The organism is Stenotrophomonas cyclobalanopsidis, from assembly GCF_008710035.1.
Taxonomy (GTDB): Bacteria; Pseudomonadota; Gammaproteobacteria; order Xanthomonadales; family Xanthomonadaceae; genus Stenotrophomonas; species Stenotrophomonas cyclobalanopsidis.
Map to the genome: position 1 here is coordinate 22,410 of NZ_VYKI01000025.1, position 21,822 is coordinate 44,231.

General features: G+C 66.5%; 30 protein-coding genes and 3 tRNA genes. 11 read left to right on the top strand and 22 right to left on the bottom strand.

What is annotated here, in order from left to right; all coding sequences use genetic code 11:
• Positions 1–163: 163 nt before the first annotated feature.
• On the bottom strand, positions 164–865 hold the full coding sequence (locus tag FJU31_RS15610; protein ID WP_150455550.1) for an aspartate/glutamate racemase family protein: 702 nt from the start codon (positions 863–865) through the stop codon (positions 164–166).
• 149 nt (positions 866–1,014) lie between these two features.
• Between FJU31_RS15610 and FJU31_RS15615 the strand changes: the two genes are divergently transcribed.
• The gene (locus FJU31_RS15615) at positions 1,015–1,653 is read left to right on the top strand and encodes a LysE family translocator (protein WP_150455551.1); all 639 of its coding nucleotides are present in this window, start codon (positions 1,015–1,017) and stop codon (positions 1,651–1,653) included.
• A 98-nt stretch (positions 1,654–1,751) separates the two neighbouring features.
• A complete protein-coding gene (locus FJU31_RS15620) occupies positions 1,752–1,925 on the top strand; it encodes a DUF1328 domain-containing protein (RefSeq protein ID WP_108769430.1) in 174 nt (57 codons plus the stop codon).
• A gap of 32 nt (positions 1,926–1,957) precedes the next feature.
• On the opposite strand, the gene FJU31_RS15625 is transcribed toward FJU31_RS15620, so the two are convergent.
• From FJU31_RS15625 to FJU31_RS15635, 3 genes are all read right to left on the bottom strand, one after another.
• Positions 1,958–2,719, bottom strand: coding sequence for a transporter (locus tag FJU31_RS15625; RefSeq protein WP_150455552.1), 762 nt, complete (start codon positions 2,717–2,719; stop codon positions 1,958–1,960).
• Positions 2,720–2,786: 67 nt separating this feature from the next.
• A complete protein-coding gene (locus FJU31_RS15630) occupies positions 2,787–3,020 on the bottom strand; it encodes a DUF1653 domain-containing protein (RefSeq protein ID WP_150455553.1) in 234 nt (77 codons plus the stop codon).
• A gap of 9 nt (positions 3,021–3,029) precedes the next feature.
• Complete coding sequence (locus FJU31_RS15635) at positions 3,030–3,311, bottom strand: hypothetical protein (protein WP_150455554.1); 282 nt, start codon at positions 3,309–3,311, stop codon at positions 3,030–3,032.
• 396 nt (positions 3,312–3,707) lie between these two features.
• On the opposite strand from FJU31_RS15635, the gene FJU31_RS15640 reads away from it, so the two are divergent.
• Positions 3,708–3,914 (top strand): hypothetical protein, encoded by a 207-nt coding sequence (locus FJU31_RS15640; protein ID WP_150455555.1) that lies wholly within the window; start codon positions 3,708–3,710, stop codon positions 3,912–3,914.
• 18 nt (positions 3,915–3,932) lie between these two features.
• Here FJU31_RS15640 and FJU31_RS15645 read toward each other — a convergent pair whose 3' ends face one another.
• From FJU31_RS15645 to FJU31_RS15680, 8 genes are all read right to left on the bottom strand, one after another.
• Entirely contained in the window at positions 3,933–4,352 is a 420-nt protein-coding gene (locus FJU31_RS15645; RefSeq protein ID WP_150455556.1) for a hypothetical protein, read from the bottom strand.
• A 67-nt stretch (positions 4,353–4,419) separates the two neighbouring features.
• The gene (locus tag FJU31_RS15650) at positions 4,420–4,893 is read right to left on the bottom strand and encodes a pilin (RefSeq protein WP_150455557.1); all 474 of its coding nucleotides are present in this window, start codon (positions 4,891–4,893) and stop codon (positions 4,420–4,422) included.
• A gap of 80 nt (positions 4,894–4,973) precedes the next feature.
• A complete protein-coding gene (locus FJU31_RS19565; RefSeq protein ID WP_150455558.1) occupies positions 4,974–5,441 on the bottom strand; it encodes a pilin in 468 nt (155 codons plus the stop codon).
• Between the two features lie 138 nt (positions 5,442–5,579).
• A complete protein-coding gene (locus FJU31_RS15660) occupies positions 5,580–6,035 on the bottom strand; it encodes a pilin (protein WP_150455559.1) in 456 nt (151 codons plus the stop codon).
• A gap of 112 nt (positions 6,036–6,147) precedes the next feature.
• Positions 6,148–6,510 (bottom strand): hypothetical protein, encoded by a 363-nt coding sequence (locus FJU31_RS15665; RefSeq protein WP_150455560.1) that lies wholly within the window; start codon positions 6,508–6,510, stop codon positions 6,148–6,150.
• 60 nt (positions 6,511–6,570) lie between these two features.
• On the bottom strand, positions 6,571–6,948 hold the full coding sequence (locus FJU31_RS15670; RefSeq protein ID WP_150455561.1) for a roadblock/LC7 domain-containing protein: 378 nt from the start codon (positions 6,946–6,948) through the stop codon (positions 6,571–6,573).
• Complete coding sequence (locus tag FJU31_RS15675; RefSeq protein WP_150455562.1) at positions 6,941–7,492, bottom strand: GTP-binding protein; 552 nt, start codon at positions 7,490–7,492, stop codon at positions 6,941–6,943. Before FJU31_RS15675 ends, FJU31_RS15670 begins: the two co-directional genes overlap by 8 nt.
• The gene (locus FJU31_RS15680; RefSeq protein ID WP_246161379.1) at positions 7,489–8,196 is read right to left on the bottom strand and encodes a hypothetical protein; all 708 of its coding nucleotides are present in this window, start codon (positions 8,194–8,196) and stop codon (positions 7,489–7,491) included. Before FJU31_RS15680 ends, FJU31_RS15675 begins: the two co-directional genes overlap by 4 nt.
• 245 nt (positions 8,197–8,441) lie before the next feature.
• On the opposite strand from FJU31_RS15680, the gene FJU31_RS15685 reads away from it, so the two are divergent.
• The 3 genes from FJU31_RS15685 (at position 8,442) to FJU31_RS15695 (ending at position 10,130) form a co-directional block, all read left to right on the top strand.
• Positions 8,442–9,101: a response regulator gene (locus tag FJU31_RS15685; RefSeq protein ID WP_150455563.1), complete on the top strand. Its 660-nt coding sequence runs from the start codon at positions 8,442–8,444 to the stop codon at positions 9,099–9,101.
• A gap of 138 nt (positions 9,102–9,239) precedes the next feature.
• On the top strand, positions 9,240–9,779 hold the full coding sequence (locus FJU31_RS15690; RefSeq protein ID WP_150455564.1) for a DUF3011 domain-containing protein: 540 nt from the start codon (positions 9,240–9,242) through the stop codon (positions 9,777–9,779).
• A gap of 147 nt (positions 9,780–9,926) precedes the next feature.
• A complete protein-coding gene (locus FJU31_RS15695) occupies positions 9,927–10,130 on the top strand; it encodes a hypothetical protein (RefSeq protein WP_079222567.1) in 204 nt (67 codons plus the stop codon).
• 68 nt (positions 10,131–10,198) lie between these two features.
• Here FJU31_RS15695 and dxs read toward each other — a convergent pair whose 3' ends face one another.
• The 8 genes from dxs to FJU31_RS15735 form a co-directional block, all read right to left on the bottom strand.
• A complete protein-coding gene (gene dxs / locus FJU31_RS15700) occupies positions 10,199–12,106 on the bottom strand; it encodes a 1-deoxy-D-xylulose-5-phosphate synthase (protein ID WP_150455565.1) in 1,908 nt (635 codons plus the stop codon).
• Between the two features lie 105 nt (positions 12,107–12,211).
• Positions 12,212–12,877, bottom strand: a complete 666-nt coding sequence (locus FJU31_RS15705) for an HNH endonuclease (RefSeq protein ID WP_079222565.1) — start codon at positions 12,875–12,877, stop codon at positions 12,212–12,214.
• Between the two features lie 161 nt (positions 12,878–13,038).
• The gene (locus FJU31_RS15710) at positions 13,039–14,829 is read right to left on the bottom strand and encodes an acyl-CoA dehydrogenase C-terminal domain-containing protein (protein WP_150455566.1); all 1,791 of its coding nucleotides are present in this window, start codon (positions 14,827–14,829) and stop codon (positions 13,039–13,041) included.
• Positions 14,830–14,890: 61 nt separating this feature from the next.
• Positions 14,891–15,367: an LEA/WHy family protein gene (locus FJU31_RS15715; RefSeq protein ID WP_108769413.1), complete on the bottom strand. Its 477-nt coding sequence runs from the start codon at positions 15,365–15,367 to the stop codon at positions 14,891–14,893.
• 180 nt (positions 15,368–15,547) lie between these two features.
• The gene (locus tag FJU31_RS15720) at positions 15,548–16,108 is read right to left on the bottom strand and encodes a lipocalin family protein (protein WP_150455579.1); all 561 of its coding nucleotides are present in this window, start codon (positions 16,106–16,108) and stop codon (positions 15,548–15,550) included.
• A 112-nt stretch (positions 16,109–16,220) separates the two neighbouring features.
• Positions 16,221–16,296: transfer RNA gene (locus FJU31_RS15725), tRNA-Phe, on the bottom strand.
• Between the two features lie 72 nt (positions 16,297–16,368).
• Positions 16,369–16,444 (bottom strand) — tRNA-Phe (locus FJU31_RS15730).
• 716 nt (positions 16,445–17,160) lie between these two features.
• A complete protein-coding gene (locus FJU31_RS15735) occupies positions 17,161–17,625 on the bottom strand; it encodes a hypothetical protein (RefSeq protein WP_150455567.1) in 465 nt (154 codons plus the stop codon).
• Positions 17,626–17,751: 126 nt separating this feature from the next.
• Between FJU31_RS15735 and FJU31_RS15740 the strand changes: the two genes are divergently transcribed.
• Entirely contained in the window at positions 17,752–18,513 is a 762-nt protein-coding gene (locus FJU31_RS15740) for a hypothetical protein (RefSeq protein ID WP_150455568.1), read from the top strand.
• Between the two features lie 110 nt (positions 18,514–18,623).
• On the top strand, positions 18,624–18,800 hold the full coding sequence (locus tag FJU31_RS19315) for a hypothetical protein (RefSeq protein WP_174208691.1): 177 nt from the start codon (positions 18,624–18,626) through the stop codon (positions 18,798–18,800).
• A 27-nt stretch (positions 18,801–18,827) separates the two neighbouring features.
• Here the strand turns inward: FJU31_RS19315 and FJU31_RS15745 are convergent, their stop codons facing one another.
• Both FJU31_RS15745 and FJU31_RS15750 read right to left on the bottom strand, forming a co-directional pair.
• Complete coding sequence (locus FJU31_RS15745) at positions 18,828–19,721, bottom strand: hypothetical protein (protein ID WP_150455569.1); 894 nt, start codon at positions 19,719–19,721, stop codon at positions 18,828–18,830.
• A 108-nt stretch (positions 19,722–19,829) separates the two neighbouring features.
• A tRNA-Ala gene (locus FJU31_RS15750) sits at positions 19,830–19,905 on the bottom strand.
• Between the two features lie 126 nt (positions 19,906–20,031).
• Between FJU31_RS15750 and FJU31_RS15755 the strand changes: the two genes are divergently transcribed.
• The 3 genes from FJU31_RS15755 (at position 20,032) to FJU31_RS15765 (ending at position 21,786) form a co-directional block, all read left to right on the top strand.
• Positions 20,032–21,030 (top strand): DUF4932 domain-containing protein, encoded by a 999-nt coding sequence (locus tag FJU31_RS15755; RefSeq protein WP_188115512.1) that lies wholly within the window; start codon positions 20,032–20,034, stop codon positions 21,028–21,030.
• Positions 21,018–21,410 (top strand): hypothetical protein, encoded by a 393-nt coding sequence (locus FJU31_RS15760; RefSeq protein WP_150455571.1) that lies wholly within the window; start codon positions 21,018–21,020, stop codon positions 21,408–21,410. Before FJU31_RS15755 ends, FJU31_RS15760 begins: the two co-directional genes overlap by 13 nt.
• 85 nt (positions 21,411–21,495) lie before the next feature.
• Positions 21,496–21,786, top strand: a complete 291-nt coding sequence (locus tag FJU31_RS15765; protein ID WP_150455572.1) for a Rho-binding antiterminator — start codon at positions 21,496–21,498, stop codon at positions 21,784–21,786.
• Positions 21,787–21,822: the final 36 nt, after the last annotated feature.

Genomic DNA, 21,822 nt, shown 5'->3' on the forward strand with positions numbered 1-21,822 from the left:
TGGTTGTCCGGTGTTCGGTGTGTGGGTCGCTTGCGCGCGGCCGGGGGGCCCCCCCCCCCCCCCCCCCTCGACTCTACGAGAGCGCAGTCGAGCAAGCTCGACTCTACGAGAGCGCAGTCGAGCAAGCTCGACTCTACGAGGGCGCAGTCGAGCAAGCTCGACTCTACAAAGGGCTTGCCAGCGCGGCATCCACGGCGGCGCGCGCGTGCAGGGTGGTGGTGTCGAACAACGGTACCGGGCTGTCCTGCGCGCGGACCAGCAGCATGATCTCGGTGCAGCCCAGGATGATCGCTTCGGCGCCACGCGCGACCAGGCGCTGGATCACTTCCACATACACCTGTCGCGAGGCCTCGCTGACCACGCCGGCAATCAGCTCGCGGTAGATGATGTCGTGCACGTCGCGGCGGTCGTCGGCATCCGGCACCAGCACCTCCAGCCCGAAGCGTTCGCTCAGCCGGCCGCGGTAGAAGTCTTCTTCCATCGTGAAGGCCGTGCCGAGCAGACCGACCGTGCGCGCGCCCGTGCGCAGGATGGCCTCGGCCGTCGGATCTGCGATGTGCAGCAGCGGCAGCGGGCAGGCAGCTTCCAGCTGTGGCGCCAGCTTGTGCATGGTGTTGGTGCAGACCACCAGCAGGTCGGCGCCACCAGCCTGCAGCCGTCGCGCGGCTTCGATCATCTCCGCGCCCAGCGCGTCCCAGTCGCCGTCGTGCTGCAGCTGCTTGATGCGGGCGAAATCCACCGACCACAGCAGCATCTGCGCCGAGTGTGCACCGCCCAGTCGCTGGCGGACATCTTCGTTGATGAGGCGGTAGTACTGCGCCGAGCTTTCCCAGCTCATGCCGCCGATCAGTCCCAGGGTCTTCATGCGTGTCTCCGTGCTGGAAGCCGCATTGCAGCACAGACCGGCCTCGCTTGCTGGGCGCCTTCTGTAACCGTCGATTGCGCACTGGGCTGTACATACCGCCGCGTGCCGCCAGCCCGTAAGCTGGTGGGCATCCCGCGTCGAGAACAGCAATGGCCCTGCAAACCTGGTGGTGGTTCCTCGCCACGGTCTTCGTGCTGTGTGGCACGCCGGGCCCGAACATGCTGCATATTCTCGGCCGCAGCGTCGGCCTCGGTTTCCGCCGCAGCGTGCCGGCCATGGCGGGCTGCCTGCTGGCCATGCTGCTGGTGCTCGCCGCCTCCGCCGCCGGACTGAGCGCGCTGCTGCGCTCCTCGCCGATGCTGTTCGAGGTGCTGCGTTACCTCGGCGTGGCCTACCTGGCATGGCTGGGCATCAAGGCGTGGCGCGACAGTTGTCGGCCGGCCCGGGCGGCCAGCGCAGGCGAGCCGCTGCCTGAGCCGGTACACGATGCAGGGGCGGTTTTCCGCGGTGGCCTGCTGGTTGGCCTGAGCAACCCGAAGCTGCTGCTGTTCGCCGCCGCGTTCCTGCCGCAGTTCGTCGATCCCATGCGTGCGCAGAGCCTGCAGTACACCGTACTGGTGGCCACCTTCGCCAGCTGCGAGCTGTTCTGGTACGTGATGTATGCCGCCGGCGGCCACAGCCTGCGCCGCTGGCTGGCCAGGCCCTTCGCGCAGCGCTGGTTCGAGCGCCTGGCCGGCAGCGTGTTCCTCGGCTTCGCGGTCGCGCTGCTGCGATTCCGTCCGCGGTGAATGTTCACGCCGCGCGCGCGATACGCTCACGAGGCGGGCATCGGCGCAGGCTTAACCTGTTCATACCGTTCGTACACCCTATCGGGAAAAGGATCGACATGATCAAGTGGGCCATCATCTTTGCCATCATCGGCCTCATTGCCGGCGCCCTCGGGTTTGGCGGCATTGCCGGCGCATCGGTCGGCATCGCCAAGTTCCTGTTCTGGGCCGGCATCATCATCGCCGTCGTGTTGTTCCTGCTCGGCATGACCGTGGCCAAGAAAGTCACCTAGTGCGGCAAGGCGAGAAAGGGGCGTTCAGCCCCTCACTCGAGAAATATCGAAACACCGAGCCCGGCCTGAAGGTCCGGGCTTTTTTCATCCAGCCCTGCATCGAACGATGCATCGAACTGTATCCGTGGGGTGAGCGCCCAGGTAACGCCCGCGCCCGCCACTGCCTCGTGGGGTTCATCACTCGTCGCCGTGAAGCCTGCCTCGATGAATATCCCGACGCGCTCGGTTGCCTCGAACGACACGCTGGGAGACCAGGTGGAACTGTGGCTCCCCGCGCCGCGCTGGTGGCTGGCATAGAAGGCGCCCGTCCAGCGGTCGCTCAATTGGTGTTCGACGCTGGCGGCCAGCGCGTACTGACGGCCGTCGCTGAATGAGGACTTGCCGGTGTCGATGGCCGCCGAAGCACGCAAGGCCCAGGAGGTCGTTTCCGTGCTTCCCGGTCCGGCCCACTTCAGCGACACCGCTGTATCGCCTCTGCCTTCGTCGGTCGCTGCCGCGGCCCCTGCAGTCGTCATCCGACGCCGGTTCCAGGGCGACGCCTGAACCTGCAGTTCCATCGCCTCGGTCAGGCCGGTGCGTAGCAGGACAGAGCTGGTCAACTCGCGGGAAGTCCCCGACGCATCGTGGGCACGTTCGTAGGCGGGGAATCCGAATTCCATCGCCACACTCCTGGGCTTGACCGTATCGGTTGAAAAGCCCAGGCCTGGGCGGTCGAAGCCGGGCGCGGGGGAGTCGTCAGCCCGCGCAGAACCGACGGCCGCCACCAGCAGAACCGCGACAGAAACCAGGCGCATGAGAGCATCACAAGAGGAAGGCGCGCCAGCATGCGCCGGTCCAGCGTGCGAACGATGTGAGGGGCACTCAGCCTTCGATGCGGGCGAAACGCGGCTGCGGGCCCTGCTCGCCCGGTACCTGCTCGACGAACATGGCGTACGGGCGCACCCACAGGTCGCCGTCGCCGTACAGGGCGCGGTACAGCACCTGCGGCTGCAAGGTCTCGCTGCTGCGCACGATATCGATTACTTCATACAGACCGCCCTTGAAATGGCGGTAGCGGCCCGGCTCGAGGCGGGGCAGGGGGCTGAGGTCGGACATGCGGGGAGTTTACTTCCGCGCGGGCGCGGGCGGCAGCGCGCACCAGGCGTCGATGGCCTCGGCGGTGTTGGCCAGGCCCTGCGCCTGGGCCAGCTCCCACGGCCGCTCGCAGCGTGCGCTGCGCTGGCACCACTGGTAGCCGGCCGAACCGATGCAGCCGTGTGCGTCGCGATCGCCACCGACACCGGGCGTGGCGATGGCGGGATCGCGCGCAGGTGCGGGCTCGGGCGCGGGCTGGGCGCAGCCACTCGCGGCCAGCATCAGCAGCACCGGCAGGAAGGCGATCTTCATTGGCGTGGCCTCGGGAGCAGGGACCTTAGTGTCCGTCGCATGCGCCTGGGCGACAAGCGCTCAGCTGATGCTGGCGCGCACCAGTTCCTCGAACAGGATCAGATAGCTGGCCACGAAGTAGAACTTCAGCAAGGTCGAACGCTGCAGCGGAAGCGAGGTGCGCATGTGGAAGGGGCCCCTGTTAGTGACGGTAGTGTGAAGCGCGACTGACTTCGTGACAAGGGTCACGAAAAACTTTCACTAAACCGACTCAGGGATGTGACGGGGGTGGAGTTCTGACGTTCTGGTCAGGAATTTTCGTACTAATCTGATAGGCACTCCCTGATGGCCTGCCTAGGGTGGACGGCAACCGCAGGCGCACCGGCGCCGCTGCCCGTTCCCTTCAAGGAGTCCACCATGGTCATTACCGTCAAATGCAGTGCCGCACAGTGGTCCGTTCTGGACCCGGCGACTGCGGTCGCCGAATCCTTCGCCAGCGGCGCCGCCGCCTTCGATGCCGCCCTGCGGCGCGCCAGCGACCACCACCGCCGCACCGGCCAGGACAGCACGGTGCGCGTGGAGGCCCTGGGCAACACCGTGGACGCGGTTCATTTCAGCCACTAATGCGGCGGCGCACGAAGGTCAGGCGGCTTCGGCCTGTGCCAGGGCCCGGTCGACGAAGCGGCACAGCCAGGTCGCGCTGATGTTCTTGCCGTAGACGTGGCGGATCTGCCTGGGAAACGCCTTGTCGCGCAGTAATTGCTGCGGTTGTCGGGCGAGCACCAGGATCTGCAGGTCACGGCGCAGGCAGCAGACCCTGCGCAGAAGCGGAATGCCGTCGGTCTGGCCGATGGTCGGCATACAGGGGTCGATCACCAGCGCACGGCACCGTGGGTCGGCGATGTGCGTCAGTACTTCCGAGGGCGACCGCACTTCATGGATTGTTTCAGTTTCCAGCACCGGGTGAATATGTAACCGTAGCTCATTGCGGATCCAATAATTGGCGTCGGCGATGACCAGCGTGGCGGAGGGCAGGCGCCATCCATTGTTTCCGTCAGCCATCAGAAGTGCCAGAAGTATTGCTGCTGAGCTGTAGCGTTGAAAATGCGCATGTCAGGCGAAATTGTGGTCAGAAGCGTCGGCACGATTCAGGGAGCAGAGTCTCATCGATGCCCAGGGATGCTCTGCACTTCCATCCAGAGGGCGCAGTGGACCGCTCAAGACTCAAGTGCACCCGTCTGAGATGCTTGTCTGGTCTTATGTTGCATTTGATGTGCAACGTGTCAGAGGTGCGTGATATCTCGAAGCTCTGGCAATGCGCCCCGGTCTGCGGCAGGCCGAATTTTTCCGGCATCGGGACGCTGGTGTCATCTGTATCCCACCCTTCGGAAATAAATGTCTCTACACCGGCTTTGCCGCTGGCGAGCTCGGACAGCGCACCGCTGAGCTTGGCTTTCGTGGCGAATCGCTGGTATTGGGGCAGGGCGATCATGCCGAGAATACTGATGATCGCAACCACCACCATCAGTTCGATAAGCGTGAATCCGTGGTTCCGGATTGCCTTCGCCGGCGGATACGATGCTGGCGGAACGGAAATATACATGTAGGCTTTCCAGCTGGTGAGCGTGCGGGTCAACGGAGGGCGCCCCTTTCATGGGGTCACCCCCTCGGGATTTGTCGCGGTCAGCTGCGGCAGGGCTCAGGCAGCAGCTCCTCGTCGCTGATAGTGCTCTCGCAGCTCCAGACGCCAGACCTGCTGCGGACGAGGGTGAGCGTTTGGTCGCCTGTGCCGTAGCTGGAATCGTTCTTGAGTTTGCAGACAAGGCTGCTGGTGCCGGCCAGGCCATCCAGTGATGCATCGAAGGACTTGCACCGCGACCCAGCCATCGGCAACCCAAGCGCTTGCGGACTCACGGAGCTGACGTCCGTGCCTTCTGCGAGCAGCGCTTCCACTCCGACTTTACCAGGCGCCACTTCGGCCAATGCAGCAGCCAGCTTGGCCTTGGCCGAGAACGACTGGTACTGCGGCAACGCGATCATTGCCAGGATGCCGATGATCGCCACCACCACCATCAGCTCGATGAGCGAGAAACCTCTCTGTCGGGAAAGGCTAGTGGGTGTGCGACGCGCGTTCGTGTCAGGGATATTCATCATGATCCTCCATGGCTGGTGTATTTAGTGGGGCGCTGTGGAACGCGTGTTCCAGTGCGTGGCCATAGATAATCACCAGAACATCCGGATCGATATTCAAGGATTGGTAAAAGTGTCGCGGCACCGATGCAATTACGATTACTTGAATGCAACAGCACTGCACGCCGCGGGCAACAGTTGCGGATCTGCAACGTCGGCTTCGCAATGCCACGCACCGTGTGGGCTGCGACGCAGTACCAGCGTGCCGTGCACGCGTGCGTCCTCTTGCAGCTCGCAGCTCAGGCGGGCGTGCCCCGTGTGTGGGAGGTGCAGCCTGAGATGCGCGCAGAACGCGGCACTGGCAGGCAAGCCCAGGTGCCGGTCCCCGGGTTCCAGATCGTCCTCGGCGTAGCTGGTTTCGATCGCCTGGATCACAGAGGCAAGACTGGTCACGGTGGCGTGCAGTCGTGCTCGTTGGCTGTCGCTGCGTGTCAAAGGCATCAGCAGGATAACGGCGTAAAGCGTGATCCATGCCGCAGCAACCAAGAAAGCCACCCAAGGCCGTGCCCGGGGTGGCTGCATGTCGTCTGCGGGTGGTGTGGAAGCGTGCCGCATGGCGTTGGCTCCAGTGCAGTAAATGCCGCAGGACGACATCCCACGGGCCGGGGCCGCTCTCCCCAGCGGCCCCGGCATTCCCTTCCCCTTCCTGTCGTCTGCCGGCCGTGCGTTACAGCGCCAGCGAGCTTTCCACGTCCAGCACCATGCGGCGGGCCAGCGCGAGGTTGGCCTTCTGCCGGTCGAGCACGACGTAGAAGAACAGACCCTTCTTGGCCGACACCGGGCGCAGCACGTGATAGGCGCGGCCCAGGGTGATCAGGATGTCCTCGATGTTGTCGTTGAGGTTCAGTGCCTCAGCGGTCTTCATCTTGGCACGCAGCACTTCGGTGTTGCCGGCCGCGGCCAGCTCCATGTCCACGCCGGAGCCGGCGTTGCCGAGCAGCATGCCGCTTTCATAATCGACCAGAGCGACGGCTTGCGCGCCGTTGATCTGCATGAGCGTGTCCAGGCATTTGTTGATTGCGGTATTCATTTCAATGGTCCGTTGCGGGTGTTTGGAGGAAAACAGTCGTCTGAGCAGAGAGAGGGACATTCATCGTGTCGTGTTGTCGGCCAGCGTGCGCACGCACTGCTTGGCGTGCCACAGGGCATTGCCGATGACGCAGCTGTGGTCGCACGCGGTCATCAGCAGCCGCGGCTGCGTTCCGGGAATGGCCAGCATCAGCACCTTGCCGTCGGCGGCATCGAGGATCAGCGTGTCCAGCTCGCCAAAGCGCAGTTCGCGGCCGAGTGCGCTGGCCAGGCCCAGCATCGAGCTGGTCATCGCGGCCAGACGGTCGGCGACGTTGCCCTTGGGGCCGGCCTGCGCGAGCGCGAAGCCGTCGGCGCTGGCAACAACGATGGCCTGTACGCCGGATACGTCGCGCGCCAACGCATTCAATGCCGCTGCGGCGTGGAGGGAGTCATTCATCGGCGGTCGTCATGGCGTTGCATTCGATCTGGCTCATCAGCAGATCCATGGCGGTGATGGCCTGCTTCATGTCGCGCGGGTCCAGCGGCAATGCGGGCAGGTGCGGCGCGTGCTCGCCCAGCCACGCCTGCCAGTGCGGCAGGACCGGGTCGTCGGTGCGCCCGCACTTGGTGATGCCGATGACCACCGGCAGGGTGGGCGCGTGTTCGGCAATCGCCTGCAGATGCTGGCCGGCGAGGGTGGCGTTGACGCACTTGCTGCCATCGACCAGCACGATCGCGCCTTCGGCACCTGCCAGCAGGATCGGCCAGATGTACGAGAAGCGTTCCTGCCCGGGCGAGCCATACAGGCGCAGGCGGTCACCCCCGGGCAGGTCGATGTCGCCATAATCCATCGCCACAGTGGTGTACTCCTTGCCGACGCTGGGGTCGGTGTTGCGGGCTTCGGTCACCACCGCCTTGCCTTGGGTAAGGGTCTGCACGAGGGTGGATTTGCCGGCACCGAGCGGGCCCATTACTACGATTTTGTGCTCACGCACGGTCATGCACTCCAGCGGATACGAAGTTGGCGCCACAGGTTGACGAGGCCGTCGGTGGGCGAGGGGCGGACCGGTGCGTCCTCGCCCATGACCGGAAAGGCATAGGCGGTGAGGAAGGCGGCGTTGAAGAACGACTGCACCGCGCGTTGCGGCATGTCGAGAATTTCGCAGCACGCCTGCACCGAGGCGCCCTGTTTGATCAGCAGCGCACAGAGACGGAAGTGGTCGGGGCGGTGCGCGAGGATGCGGAAATCCGGCCAGCGGCGCAGGCGCAGCTTTGCGTCCAGCTGCAGCGGGTGCATCAGCCGGTCGAGCCGCGTTGCGGCCAGCCCGATGTTCCACAATGTCGGGCGCAGTGGCAGGTTGCTGGACACGGTCGCGCGCTGCTCGAACAACTCCTGCGGCACCGGTGCCAGGCTCAACGCGGGGTGCTCCTCGGCCAGCAGTTTCTGCAGCAGGGTCAGTGCGATCGGCGCGGGCGCCGTGGTCATCAAGCGGTCGTTCTTCGCATCCAGCCAGCACACCGTCGCATCGTCATGGATGACTGCCGCGTAGGCAGGCCGGCGCGGCACCGCGGTGTCGCCAGCGAGGTGGATGCGCAGCTGCTGCACGAACGGCAGGGCGGCCGACGGCAGTGTCGCTGGCGCCATCGGTGGCGGCGCGAACAGCTCGCTGGGATCCTCGAAAGATGAGCGACGGAATCGGACCATGGGGCTCGGCGCAGTGAATGATCGGGGATCGCCATCTAATCGTTTTTCCGAATTCCGGGCCATGAAACTATTGGGAAAGTTGCGCTTTGTTTTCGGTTTGCGTTGGTTTATGCAATTAGTTGAAACCCGCAAATGTCTTTGTTCTGAGGATTATTGAAAAGATGCAATGTTAAGTTGACGGCCTGCCGATTGATTATTAGCGTCCTCGCTGCGCATTGCGGCGTGGCTGCACAGGGATAATCATCATGCTCACTCGAATTGCCATCGCAGACGATCATCCGATCGTGCTGCTGGGTACCCGCGTGGTGGTCGAGGCCGGCGGCCGGCACCGCGTCGTGGCGGAGGCGCACAGCGCCGAACAGCTGCTCTCCTGCCTGGCCAGCGAGCCGGTGGACCTGGTGGTGACCGATTTCTCCATGCCTGGTGGCAGACGCTCCGATGGCCACGCGATGTTGCAGGCGCTGCGTCGCAATCACCCTGATGTGCCGGTGATCCTGGTCACCATGATCACCAACGCGACCTCGCTGCACATGGCCCTGCGCTCGGGCGTGCGCGGCCTGGTCCACAAGGGCAGTGGCGCGGACAATGTGCGCGAAGCGGTCGACGTGGTGCTGGCGGGGCGCCTCTACCTGGACCCCGTGCTGGCGCCCTGCCTGCAGGATGCCGGGCGCGAGCGGTCGCTGTCGGTGCTGTCGCCGAAGGAGCTGGAGGTCCTGCGCCTGTATGTGTCCGGTCCGTCGATCACCGAGATCGCCGCGCAGTTGCGGCGGACCGTCAGCACCATCAGCCGGCAGCGTCAGTCGGCCATGCGCAAGCTCGGCATCAGCAATGACGCCGAACTGTTTGCCTATGCGTTCGAGGAGAAGCTGGGCACGCCGCAGGGCGGCGTTGCCATTGGCCACTGATCGTTGGCGCACGCACTGGCCCGGTCAGGCCCGGTTGGGTTGCTTGAACGGAATGGGAATCACGCCGCGTGCCCCCTCTGTGCGTCGCGCGCGGAATCCCGGATGCTGGCGCCATCGTATTCATCGGGAGAAATGGTAATGGGCAAGGGATCGGGCTGGGGGCTGGGGTGGGGTAGCGTGGCGTGCCTGGTGCTGCCGATGCTGGCAGCCGCCGGTGCCGCGCAGGCGCAGGGTTATGGCCATGACGACCGCTACGACAACCGTGGCAGCGGCATCGTGCGCTGCGAGTCGGTCAAGAACCGCAGCAACGAATGCCGCCTGGATGGGCGTCCGCGGCTGATCCGGCAGTTGTCCGGTTCGGCGTGCGTGGAGGGCCGTACCTGGGGCCGGTCGCGCGGCGGTGTGTGGGTGACCCAGGGCTGCCGCGCCGAGTTCGTGGGTGAATCGCGCGGCGGTGGCTGGGGCCATGGCGGCGGCTGGGGCGGCAACGGAGGCCAGGTGATCGCCTGCCATTCCAACGATCGCCGGCAGAAGTACTGCGACGCGCGCATCCGCCGCGACGTGCGCCTGGTCAAGCAGGATTCCCGCAGCCCCTGCGTGGAAGGCCGCACCTGGGGCTGGGACCGCCGGGGTGTGTGGGTCAGCGACGGCTGCCGGGCCCAGTTCCAGATCAACTGATTGGACGATGGTGGCGTTATCGTCGTCGAGATTCAGATTAATCTGATGGCGGTCACAGTTCATTCCTCGTATCGTCGGCACCCGGGGGCAGTGCGCCTCCCGGTGTGCCCACCGTCATCGAGACGCTGTTCAAGGAGTGAGCAACGCATGTTGATCCGTCTGCAATGTGAGCAGCGCCAGTGGCGCGTGCTGCACCCGGACAAGCCGGAACCGATCGAGTTCCGCGACGGTGTCCGCGCCTTCGATTTCGCCGAAACCCTCGCGCGTCTGCATTTCACCGACACCGGCCAGCGTGCAGCGGTGCGCGTGGAAGCCAGTGGCGCGTTTGTCGAGGCGATCAGCTACGGCTGAGGCTGGGGTCAGAGCCCTTCCCGCAGGAAAGGGCTCTGACCCCTCATCCACGCATGGCGTGGATCTACTCAGCTCGCCGCGCTCAGCGGCGGCGTACCGCTGGCCAGCTTCGGCCAGCGCTTGAGCACTGCGGCGCGGATGCCGGCGGCATCGATACCGGCTTCGGCCAGCAGGTCCTCGCGGCTGGCGTGGTGCTGGAAGGCATCAGGCAGGCCCAGGTGCAGGATCGGGCGCAGCACCTCTTCGGCATTCAGCAGTTCGGCCACGGCCGAGCCGGCGCCGCCGGCCACCACGTTGTCCTCGATCGTCACCAGGCCATCGTGGCTGTTGGCCATGGCCAGCACCAGCTCGCGGTCCAGCGGCTTGATGAAGCGCATGTTGACCACGCTCAGGCCCAGCTCGCGGCCGACCTGTTCGGCGGCGGCCACGCTGCTGCCGAAGGCAAGCAGCGCGACGCGGCTGCCCTGCACGCGCAGTTCGCCCTTGCCGATCGGCAGGGTCGACAGGTCGCTGCCGGCATCGACGCCGGTGCCGGTGCCACGCGGGTAGCGCACGGCGGCCGGGCCCGGGTGCTGCAGGCCGGTGCTCAGCATCTGCCGGCATTCGGCTTCGTTGGACGGCGCCATCACCACCATGTTCGGCACGCAGCGCAGGAAGCTCAGGTCGAGGTTGCCGGCATGGGTTGCACCGTCCGGGCCGACGACGCCGGCGCGGTCGATCGCAAACAGCACGTCCAGGTCCTGGATGGCCACGTCATGCACCAGCTGGTCGTATGCGCGCTGCAGGAAGGTGGAGTAGATCGCCACCACCGGCTTGCCGCCCTGGGTGGCCATGCCCGCGGCCAGGGTCACCGCATGCTGTTCGGCGATGGCCACGTCGAAGTAGCGCTGCGGGTATTCCCTGCTGAAGCGCACCAGGCCGGAGCCTTCGCGCATCGCCGGGGTGATGCCGTACAGGCGCGGCTCGGCGGCGGCGGCATCGCACAGCCAGTCGCTGAACACATCGGTATAGGTCGGCTTCCTGGCGCCGGTCTTGGCGACCAGGCCCTTGTCCGGATCGAACGGACCGACCGCGTGGTATCCGATCTGGTCGCCCTCGGCCGGCTCGTAACCCTTGCCCTTGGTAGTCATCACGTGCAGCAGCTTCGGGCCCTTGGAGGCGCGTAGCGTCTTCAGCGTGGACAGCAGGGCAGGCATGTCGTGGCCGTCGATCGGACCGGTGTAGTGGAAGCCCATTTCCTCGAACATGGTGGACGGCACGAACATGCCTTTCCAGTGTTCTTCCCAGCGCTTGACGAAGCGCGCGGGGTTGTTCTTCTTGTCGCCGAGGATCTTCTTGCCGCCTTCGCGCAGCGCGTTGAGCGTGCGGCTGCCGGTGGCGCGGCCGAGCATCTTGGTCAGCCCGCCGACGGCCTCGGAGATCGACATGTTGTTGTCGTTGAGGATCACCAGCAGGTTCGGTTCCGGATCCATGCCGCCGGCATGCATCAGCGCCTCGAAGGCCATGCCGGCGGTCATCGCGCCGTCGCCGATGACGGCCACGACCTTGCGGTCATCGCCCTGCGACTGGCGCGCGATGGCCATGCCCAGCGCCGCCGAGATCGAGGTGGAGGAATGGCCTACGCCGAAGGTGTCGTACTCGCTTTCCTCGCGCTTGGGGAACGGCGCCACGCCGTCCTTCTGCTTGACGGTGTGGATCTCGTCGCGGCGGCCGGTGAGGATCTTGTGCGGGTACGTCTGGTGGCCGACGTCCCAGACCAGCTGGTCGTGCGGGGTCTGGTACAGGTAGTGCAGGGCCACGGTGAGTTCGATCACGCCCAGGCCGGCGGCGAAATGGCCACCGCTCTTGCCCACCGATTCGATCAGGTAGGCGCGCAGCTCATCGGCGACCGCGCGCATTTCGGATTCGTCGAACGTGCGCAGGTCATCGGGCGTCTGGATGCGCGCGAGGCGGGGATAGCGGGCAGAGTCGATCATCGTGTTCGCACTTGTTCTGAACGCCCATTTTCGCCCTCAATCGGGGGTGGGGCAAGCAAACGCCGCCGCCCGTGACAGGACGGTGAGGGTTGCCGGTGCCGGTGTTCAGGTGCTGAGCTTGGATCGCTTGGGCAGCTGCGCCTTCAGGAAGGCCATCTGGTCGGCCAGGATGTTGCGGTTGGAGAGGATCAGGTGCTCGATCCAGCTGGGCCGGTAGGGGATGGCCAGCAGGGGCATGTTGGCCTGCTGCGGGGTGCGGTTGCTCTTGCGCGAGTTGCACTGGAAGCAGGCGGTGACCACGTTTTCCCAGCAGTCCAGGCCGCCCTTGGACAGCGGCATGACGTGGTCGCGGGTGAGGGTGGGGCGGTTGAACTGCTGGCCGCAGTACAGGCACAGGTGGGCGTCGCGGGCGAACAGGGCCGGGTTGGTCAGGTTTGGCGTGGGGTCCGGGGCGCGCGAGCGGGCGTGGCCGCGGGCGGCGATGATCGGATGCAGGTCCATGCCGCTCTGCAGGCCGCTGAGCCGGTTGGTGCCGCCGTGGATGTGCAGGCACGGGTCGCCCAGTGTCCAGGACACCGCATTGCGGGCGTAGAGACAGGCGGCGTCCTGCCAGGTGATCCAATCCAGGACGCGTCCGTGGGCGTCAAGCGAGAGCAGGCGGACGGTGCCGGGGCGATGCAACGGGCTGGCATTGGGCGATGACGCGGCGCCCGGAGCAGAAATCGAGGCTCCGGCTTCGATCAGACCCAAGCGTGTAGTGTCTGTCTCCATCGGGAAAACAGCTTATACCCGAATCATTGCGATTTGGATATCGCCTGGTGGGCGATATCCAAATCGCAATGATTCGGGTCCGCGCATTCCTCGATCTGCCGGGGCGTCAAGGCTGGGGTCAGAGCCCTTTCCCATTGGCAAAGGGATCCGACCCCGTGGGGTCAGGCGCCGAAGCGCTCGTCGTCCATGGCCATCAGCGGGGCGGCGCCGGCCTGCATCGCGGCGGCATGGGCGAGGGTGCGCGGCAGCACGCGGGCGAAGTAGAAGCGGGCGGTTTCGCGCTTGCCCTGGGCGAAGGCGGCGCCGTGCGCGCTGGCGTCGGCGGCGGCCACGCTGCGGGCCCACCAGTAGGCCAGCACCACGTAACCCGAATAGAACAGGTAGTCGTAGCTGGCCGCGCCCAGTTCGTCCGGGTTGCCGGCGGCGCGCTTGAGCACGTCCATGGTCAGCGTGCCCCACTCGGCGGCCTTGGCCTGCAGCGGGCCGATGAACTCGGCCAGTGCCTCGTTGCCTTCGTGTTCCTTCGCGAAGGCTTCGATCTCGGCCAACATCAGCTTCAGGCCGGCGCCCTGGCTGGACGCAGTCTTGCGACCGATCAGGTCCAGCGCCTGGATGCCGGTGGTGCCTTCATACAGCGTGGTGATGCGTGCATCGCGGGCCAGCTGCTCCATGCCGTGCTCGCGGATGTAGCCGTGGCCACCGAAGCACTGCAGGGCGTTGTAGGTGTTCTCGATGCCCCATTCGGTCTGGCAGGCCTTGGAGATCGGGGTGAGGAAGCTGACCAGGGTGTCGGCGCGCTCACGCTCGGCGGCATCGTCGGCGCTGTGCGCCACATCGATGAGCGTGGCGGCGTGCAATGCCAGCAGGCGGCTGCCTTCGACCAGCGACTTGATGGTCAGCAGCATGCGCCGCACGTCCGGGTGCACCAGGATCGGGTCGGCGGCCTTCTCCGGGAACTTCGCGCCGCTGAGCGCGCGCGACTGCAGGCGCTCACGGCTGTACTTCAGCGCGTTCTGGTAGGCGCGCTCGGACAGGCCGATGCCCTGCAGGCCGACGCCCAGGCGCGCGGTGTTCATCATGGTGAACATCGCCTGCAGGCCCTTGTGCGGCTGGCCGACCAGGTAACCCTGGGCACCGTCGAAGTTCATCACGCAGGTGACCGAACCCTTGATGCCCATCTTGTGCTCGATCGAGCCGCAGCGCAGTGCGTTGCGCTCGCCGACGTTGCCATCGCGGTCGACCTTGTACTTGGGGGTGACGAACAGCGAGATGCCCTTGGCGCCCGGAGGGGCGTCGGGCAGCTTGGCCAGCACCAGATGCACGATGTTCTCGGTCAGGTCGTGCTCGCCGGCAGTGATGAAGATCTTGGTGCCGGTGATCGCGTAGCTGCCATCGGCATTCGGTTCGGCCTTGGTCTTCAGCAGGCCCAGGTCGGTGCCGCAATGCGGTTCGGTCAGGCACATGGTGCCGGTCCAGCGGCCTTCGATCAGCGGCTTGAGGAAGGCGTCATGCTGCCAGGCCTCGCCGTGCTGCTTCAGCGCTTCGATGGCGCCATGGGAGAGCAGCGGGAAGTTGCCCCAGGCCAGGTTGGCGGCGTTGATCATCTCGTTCAGCGACACGCCCAGGGTGTGCGGCAGGCCCTGGCCACCCAGTTCCGGGGCCGCGGTCAGGCCGGTCCAGCCGCCATCGACGAACTGGTCGTAGGCCTGCTTGAAGCCGGGCGGGGTGGTCACTTCACCGGTGGCCTGATCGAGCACGCAGCCGATCTCGTCGCCCACGCTGTTGAGCGGCGCCAGCACGCTGGCGCTGAAACGGCCGGCTTCTTCCAGCACGGCATCGACCACGTCGGCGGTGGCGTCGGTGAAACCCAGGCGGGCGAACAGCGGTTCGACCTTGAGCACGTCGTGCAGGGCGAAACGGAGGTCGGAAAGCGGGGCGGTGTAGCTGCTCATCGGTGACGTCTCGATCAGGACAAAAGGGCGCGGCAGGCGATGCCGCGGCGAAAGGGGAATCTCAGCGCAGCACGCCGGGCAGGCCCGGGGCCTGGTTGAGGGTGCTGCGGCCGCTGATGTCGAAGCTGCGCTGCTTCTTTTCCTGCGGGGTGGCGGCCACCGTGCCCTTCAGGCCATAGGCCAGGGTGCGGTTGCCGGCCAGGGCGTCGGCCACGACCAGGCGCGCGCCGGAGCTGGGCACCAGGTTGAGGTTGATGACGTCGGCCGAGGTGCCGCCGATGGAGATGGCCGGCTTGGCCTGCAGGGTGCCTGCTTCGGTGTCGCCGACGGTCAGGGTCAGCGAGACATCGTCGAAGGTCATGGGCATCGAGCTGTAGTTCTGCAGGCGCAGGGCCACGGTCCAGTTGCCGTCGGCGCCCACGGTGAGCTGCTGAAGGCTGGCCGCCGGTTCCGAAACACGCTTGACGATGCCATCGCTGCAAGCAGCCAGGGCCAGGGTGCACAGGACGATCAAGGCGAAACGGAAACGGTGGAGCATGGGCGCAGGTCCTTTATAGGGGGTGCGTGGGATAAGCATACTACGGCGTATGGTGGAATGGATCGCCCGTGGCGACCCGTCGCAGAGGGTAGCGCGTGAACATTAACCGCAGGGGCGCGACGCGCAGCCGCGCGCGAAGCGCCCGCAGGGGTGCTCCATGCGTGGCGGGAGGGCCCGGGTTCAGTCGGCCGGCGTGGGCGCGGGATCGCGCAGCGGGGCCATGATCTTCAGCGGCGCCAGGTCGTAGCCCATCGCTACGGCCTTGGCCTTGAGCTGCTCGAACAGCGTGCGGTCCATCTCCGGCAGGCGCGAGAGGATCCACAGGTACCTGCGGTCGGGTTCACCGACGACCGCCCACTGGTACTCAGGGTCCAGCGCGATGACCCAGTAGTCGGCCCAGACCAGCGGGACCCAGCTCAGCCAGTCCGGGGCGAAGCGCACCTGCAGCTGGCCGGGCTGGCCTTCTACCGGGCGTGCCACGCCATCGGCCACCACCCGTTCGCCCTCGCGGTTGCGGCAGGCATTGGTGACGCTGATGCGGCCATCGCGGCGCAGCCCGTAGTTGGCGGTGATATCACCCACGCACTGCTTCTGGAACGACACCGGCAGATGCGCGATTTCGTGCCATTGGCCGGCATAGCGATCGATGTCCAGGGCCTCGACCGCGCGCACGGGTTCGGCGGCGAACGTGGGCGCGGCGGCCAGCAGCAGGCAGGTGAACAGGGCAGGGCGAAGACGCATCGACATGGGAAGGCTCCGGGCGAGAGCTTCGAGCGTAGGCGAGTGGCGGCGGTGGGGTGTGAATGCCGCGAGTGGGCAAAAAAAAGACCTGCATTTCAGCAGGTCTTCAAACTGGTGGCCGAGGACGGAATCGAACCGCCGACACGGGGATTTTCAATCCCCTGCTCTACCAACTGAGCTACTCGGCCAGTTTGGCTAGCCAACCGCGCGGACGCAGTGGCCGGAAAAAAAAGACCTGCATTTCTGCAGGCCTTCGAAAGTGGTGGCCGAGGACGGAATCGAACCGCCGACACGGGGATTTTCAATCCCCTGCTCTACCAACTGAGCTACTCGGCCACTTGTTTCGTTGCAGCGAGGTCGCTGCCGAGGACGCGCATGTTACGGAGGTAGACCGCATTCGGCAAGCGTTTTGGCAAAAAACCTTCACATTGCCGTCTGCGCGCGCGCAAGTGCTTGATCCTCGGTGCCCTGCAGGCAGCCGCAGCGGGTAGCGCGGGGCCTCTGGTATTTCGCCGGGCATGCCCCGGCGCAACCAGACGATGTTGGTCGCCAGGTCAGGGTAGCGCGGGGCCGCGCGCCGCGAGCGCGCAGCGCGGCTCCTTTGGTATTTCGCTGGGCATGCCCCGGCGCAACCAGACGATGTTGGTCGCCAGGTGAGGGTAGCGCGGGGCCGCGCCCCGCGAGCGCGCAGCGCGGCGCCGTTGGTATTTCGCCGGGCATGCCCCGGCGCAACCAGACGATGTTGGTCGCCCGGTGAGGGTAGCGCGGGGCCGCGCCCTGCGAGCGCGCAGCGCGGCGCTGTTGGCATTTCGCCGGGCATGGCCCGGCGCAACCAGACGATGTTGGTCGCCCGGTGAGGGTACCGCGGGGCCGCGCCCTGCGAGCGCGCAGCGCGGCGCCGTTGGCATTTCGCCGGGCATTGACCGGCGCAACCAGACGATGTTGGTCGCCAGGTGAGGGTAGCGCGGGGCCGCGCCGCCCGAGCGCGCAGCGCGGCGCCGTTGGTATTTCGCCGGGCATGGCCCGGCGCTGCCGGTACAGGCCAATGCGGCTCACGGCGCGAACCGTACCTGCCGTGGGTCGCTGACGCTGATCTGCGTCTGGTAGTAATACCTGCCGCTGGGCTGGCCGTTGCCGTTGATGAAATCGATGCGGACCTGGCGCGCGGTACCACGCACCAGCAGGCGGCGGTTCTGCAGGTGGTCCAGCTTCAGGCCCAGCGCGCTTTCCAGCCCCGGGCGCAGGGCCGAGTCCATGTTGAGGGTGATGTTCAGCGGGTGCCGGTAGTCGCGTTCGCTGTTGAGGTAGATGCGGCCATCGTCGCTGCCGATGGCCTGCACGGTCATGGCGAAGATGCCGGAAATACCGCGTGCCGGATCGTCCTGTGCGGCGCGCACGGCTTCGTAGTTGCCGATGTAGCCGGGCATCGGCGGCGGCGCAGCGGCCAGGCGGTGGGCACAGCCGGTCGTGAGCAGCAGCGGGGCCAGCAGTGCGGCCAGCAGGGTGGGGCGGTACATGGCGCTTCCTTGTGCGTCGGTGATGTGCCGATTCTGGCCGCGCGAGCGTTGCAGCCACAAGCGCGCTGTCCAACCTGCCCGCCGATGGGTCATGCTGGACGCCTGTTGCATCGACCAGGGATGGACATGCCAAAGAGCGCCGACGTTCATGCCATTGACTGGGCAACGCTGCAGGGTGCCTACGGCGACGCGTCTGAAGCGGGCGCACTGCTGGCATCGATGATGGACCCGCAGCACCAGCAGGACTGGAACGACATCTGGTCGCACCTGTGCCACCAGGGCACGGTCTACTCGGCCAGCCACGCGGCGCTGCCGGTGCTGTTGTCGATCGCGCGGCAGACCGGGCGCAGCGACGGAGATGATGCACTGCTGCTGGCCGGCGCTATCGTTGCCGGGTCGGACGTGGGCGACCCTGGGCTGGTGCCGCATGGCGATGTCATCCAGGCGTTGCGCAGCAAGGTGCACAAGCGCCTGCAAGGCACGGGCAAGGATGCGGTGCCGCTGTCCGAGGATGGTCACGGTGAACGTGGCTGGCTGCGCCAGGCCTGGCTGGGCCTGAGTGGCGAGAAGGCCTGGTCGCAGCACCTGGACCGGCTTGCTGAGGGTGAGATCGTAGGCGAGTGCGTAGCCTGTTCGGCGGATCTGTACTGCACGCTGGATGCGGAAGCGCCGTACGTGTGCCATGAGGATCCGGTGTTCGGCGCGCCGTCGGCGACGACTGCACTGTTGCCGGGCGAACCGGTGGGCGTGGCCGAGCAATGGCTGATGCACCAGGTGCGCGACGATGGCGACCAGCGCGCCGAGCAGTTGCTGGCGCTGGCGTTCGGTCATTCCACTTGCAGCGCCTGTGGGCATCCGTTCGCCGTGCGCGAATGCGTGCAGGCCTGAATTGCATGCCGCCCCTGCACGCGGCGCTCGCGGCGGCCTGACCCGCGCATCACCGGCGCGCGTCTAGCGTGCGTTGACCGGGCCGGCCTGTTGCCGGCCGGAGCGCCCCCATGAACGACAAGCAGAACCCCAACCAGCAGCAGGCCCGCGAGGGTGCCCAGGAAAGCCGCCAGGATCGCCGGCAGGATGAGGTGGCAAAGCAGCGGCCGGGCCAGGACGACCAGCAGGTGCATGACGCGCATTCGCGCCGGCCGCAGCGCAAGGATGGAAGCCAGGACCCGGCCTGAGCGCGCCGGTGGCCGCTGGCGCCCGGCCTATGGCTGCGCCAGCAGGGCCGACACTTCGCGGATGCGCAGGTCGAGAAAGCGTGCGTCGCGCGCGGAGATGAGGCTCGAACGAACGTACGCTTCGTAGTTCTCCCCGGCGCATCCGCCACCCGACAGGCAGACGGACGCCATCAGCGGTGAGCCGCTGCTGCAGTCATATCCCATGCGGCAGCCGACGATGCTCCACGCATGGCCCGAAATCGGATCGGAAGAGAGGTCCGCGTACCGGCCCGTGGCGCTGACGCCTGTGGGGTACGCCACCAGGTCGCCAAGCCGGAACAAGGCGGCCGGGTCTTTCGATCTGGCAACATCGTCCATCAGGCGCGTGTAGGCGGCCGCGTCCGGTTTCTCGCCGTTGAGCAACAGCAGCCGGGCCTGGGCGGCGAGGTCACCGCGGGTGGCTGCAGACTCAAGCCAAGCGCGGATGGCCTCGATCGGGATGATCTGGCCGCCGTCGACCTTCGCGCACAACGCTGCGGTGGAACGGGCAGTGCGCATCATTTCTGCCGTTTCCTCCGGGTACCGGCTGTGGCGGGCCATGACTTCGTAGCCCGGCAGGTAGTTTTCTGGTGCGATGTTGACCGCGAAGCAGCGCTCGTAGAGTTCAGCCAGTTCACGCTGGGAAACCGCGTCCCCTGACTGCGCCCGTGCCTTGAGATCGCCGAACGCGAATGCCTGCGGGCGCGGCGGGGCGGCGGTCGCAGGGCCGGCAGCGTGCAGGCCTGGCGCGGCGGGCGCTTTCGGGGAGGAGGGGTTCGCTGCGGGCGTGCGCGCACCGGCGGCGGTGCAGTGGTCACGGCCGTCGCCCGACCAGATGGCGTAGGCCCCGATGGCCAGAAGGACAGTCGCAGCAATCAGCGTCCGTGCGTTTTTCCCGATCACCCGCGTGTCCTCGTGGCCGATTCCGTTGCCAACCGTGCAACAAAAAAGGCCGGAAGCCCTGTCATTTCAGGAGTTCCGGCCTTCTGAGTGCGTTGCCGCACTGAATAGTGGTGGAGCCAAGGAGGATCGAACTCCTGACCTCGTCATTGCGAACGACGCGCTCTCCCAGCTGAGCTATGGCCCCACGGCGGGGCCAGTGTAGCGCTGCTGGCACCCCTTGCCAAGCGCGGCGCAGGATGACTTCCGCCACTGCGGGCATGCCGCCACAACTGTCAGCATGGGCCATTCATGCCCAAGGGAAGGAACCTGTATGCGCCGCTGGCTGTTCGCGTTGCTGCTCTCGCTGTGCCCGGTGACACATGCGGCGGAGCCTGGGTCGCCTCTGGTGTCCGTTGATGAACGCATCGAGCTGGCTGCGGTCGTGGCTCGCCTGGCCGGCTTCGAGGAGTTCCAAGGCGAGGGTGTCGCGTCCTACGATGCGGCTGTAGCGGCTTATTTCGTGCCCTTCGCCGCGCACCCTGCGGTTCTTCGGTTGCGCCAGTACAGGCACGAACGCAACATCGGCTACGGAGATACGGTTGCGTTGGCGGTACTGGCTGCCGATGCGGAGTGGACGCCGGCTGTCCCCATCAGAGACTGGCTGCCCGTTGCTTCCACCCATTGGGATGAGGTCTCCGCCACTCGGATGATGCGCGACCTAGCCGCGTTCGCAGAGGCCAGCCGTGCGACAGCTTTCTTTGCATCGCAACGGGGCGAGCTGCAGCAGATTGCGGCGGGACTGCAGGCTGCGCTGGGTGATGGCGTCGACCTGTCCTGGTTCAGCGCGCTGGAAGGCATGGCACACGTCGTACGGCTGCATGTCATCGTGGCCCCGTTGCATGGCCGTGGGAACTACGGACCTCGTGTCGTCCGCGCCGATGGCAGCATGGACGCCTGGGCGGTTATCGGGGTCGGGCAGGCACCGGATGCGGCACGCGTGCAGTGGAATGCAGAAGCCGTGCAGCGCCTGCTCGTGCACGAGACAGCGCACGCGTGGGCCAATCCCTGGGTGGACCGTAATGCGGGAGCCCTGCGAACGTCGGCTGAGCAGAGGGTGATTCCGGGTGTGTATGGCCAATGGAGACCGGTGCTGTATGAAACGGTGGCGCGCGCGCTGACGATCCGCTATTTCCTGGATCACACGCGTCCCGAAGCTGCGCGGCGCGCGATGGAGGAGGACGTGCAGCGCGGGTTCGAATGGACGGCTGCGCTGGCTGAACGATGGGCAGGCATGCACGCACCCTTGCACGAGCGAGCGTGGCTGTGCTGAGGCAGGTGCTGGCCGCGCCGCGGATGCCGCCGGCCTGGCAGGCGTGGCGGCTCCGGTACTGGCCCGCCAGGGGCGCTGCTGGGGTCGCGCCCGGACAGGCCGAGCTGCGCCTGCAGTTTGATCGGCCGATGCGCAGTGCGATTGGCGTGTTCGGGGAAAAGCTGCCTGATTTCCTTGGGCCTCCTCAGTGGAGCCCGGACGGTCGGGAGCTGGTGATGCCGGTCAGCATGGCTGCCGGCCGCGATTATGAAATCCTGCTCAATGATCCCGATGTGCCTGGCGGCTTTCGCAGTGCGCAGGGCGAGCGGCTGCCACCGCTGCGCTGGCAGTGGCGCACGGCGGCGCAGGCCGGGCCGGAGGACGGGTCGGAACAGCCATGATGGACGGCGCTGCCGCAATGACGGGTCAGGCCGCAGGCGCTCAGGCGTGACAGACTTTGGTTCTTCACCTATGGGTGAGCAGCGCATGACCGACTACCACCCGCTGGATTGCGACCTGCACGATGTGCTGGAAATCGCCTGCCTGCACCGCGCCCTGCTGCAGGTCGAACTGAGCGATGGCAGCCGTTTCGTGGCGCGGGCGCGGACCACCGTCAGCACTGCTGACAAGGAGGAGTTCCTGCTGCTGGATGCGGACGAGGGCGAGCGACGCATCCGCCTGGATCTGCTGCATGCGGTGGCGACTCTGGGCGCCGATGGGCAGCCAGGTGCACGTACGCTGCTGGGGCCCGGACCGGCCAACGCGGCGCAGGAATAGGGCGCACGGCCCACTTTGCCGCAGCGGGCGGCAAGC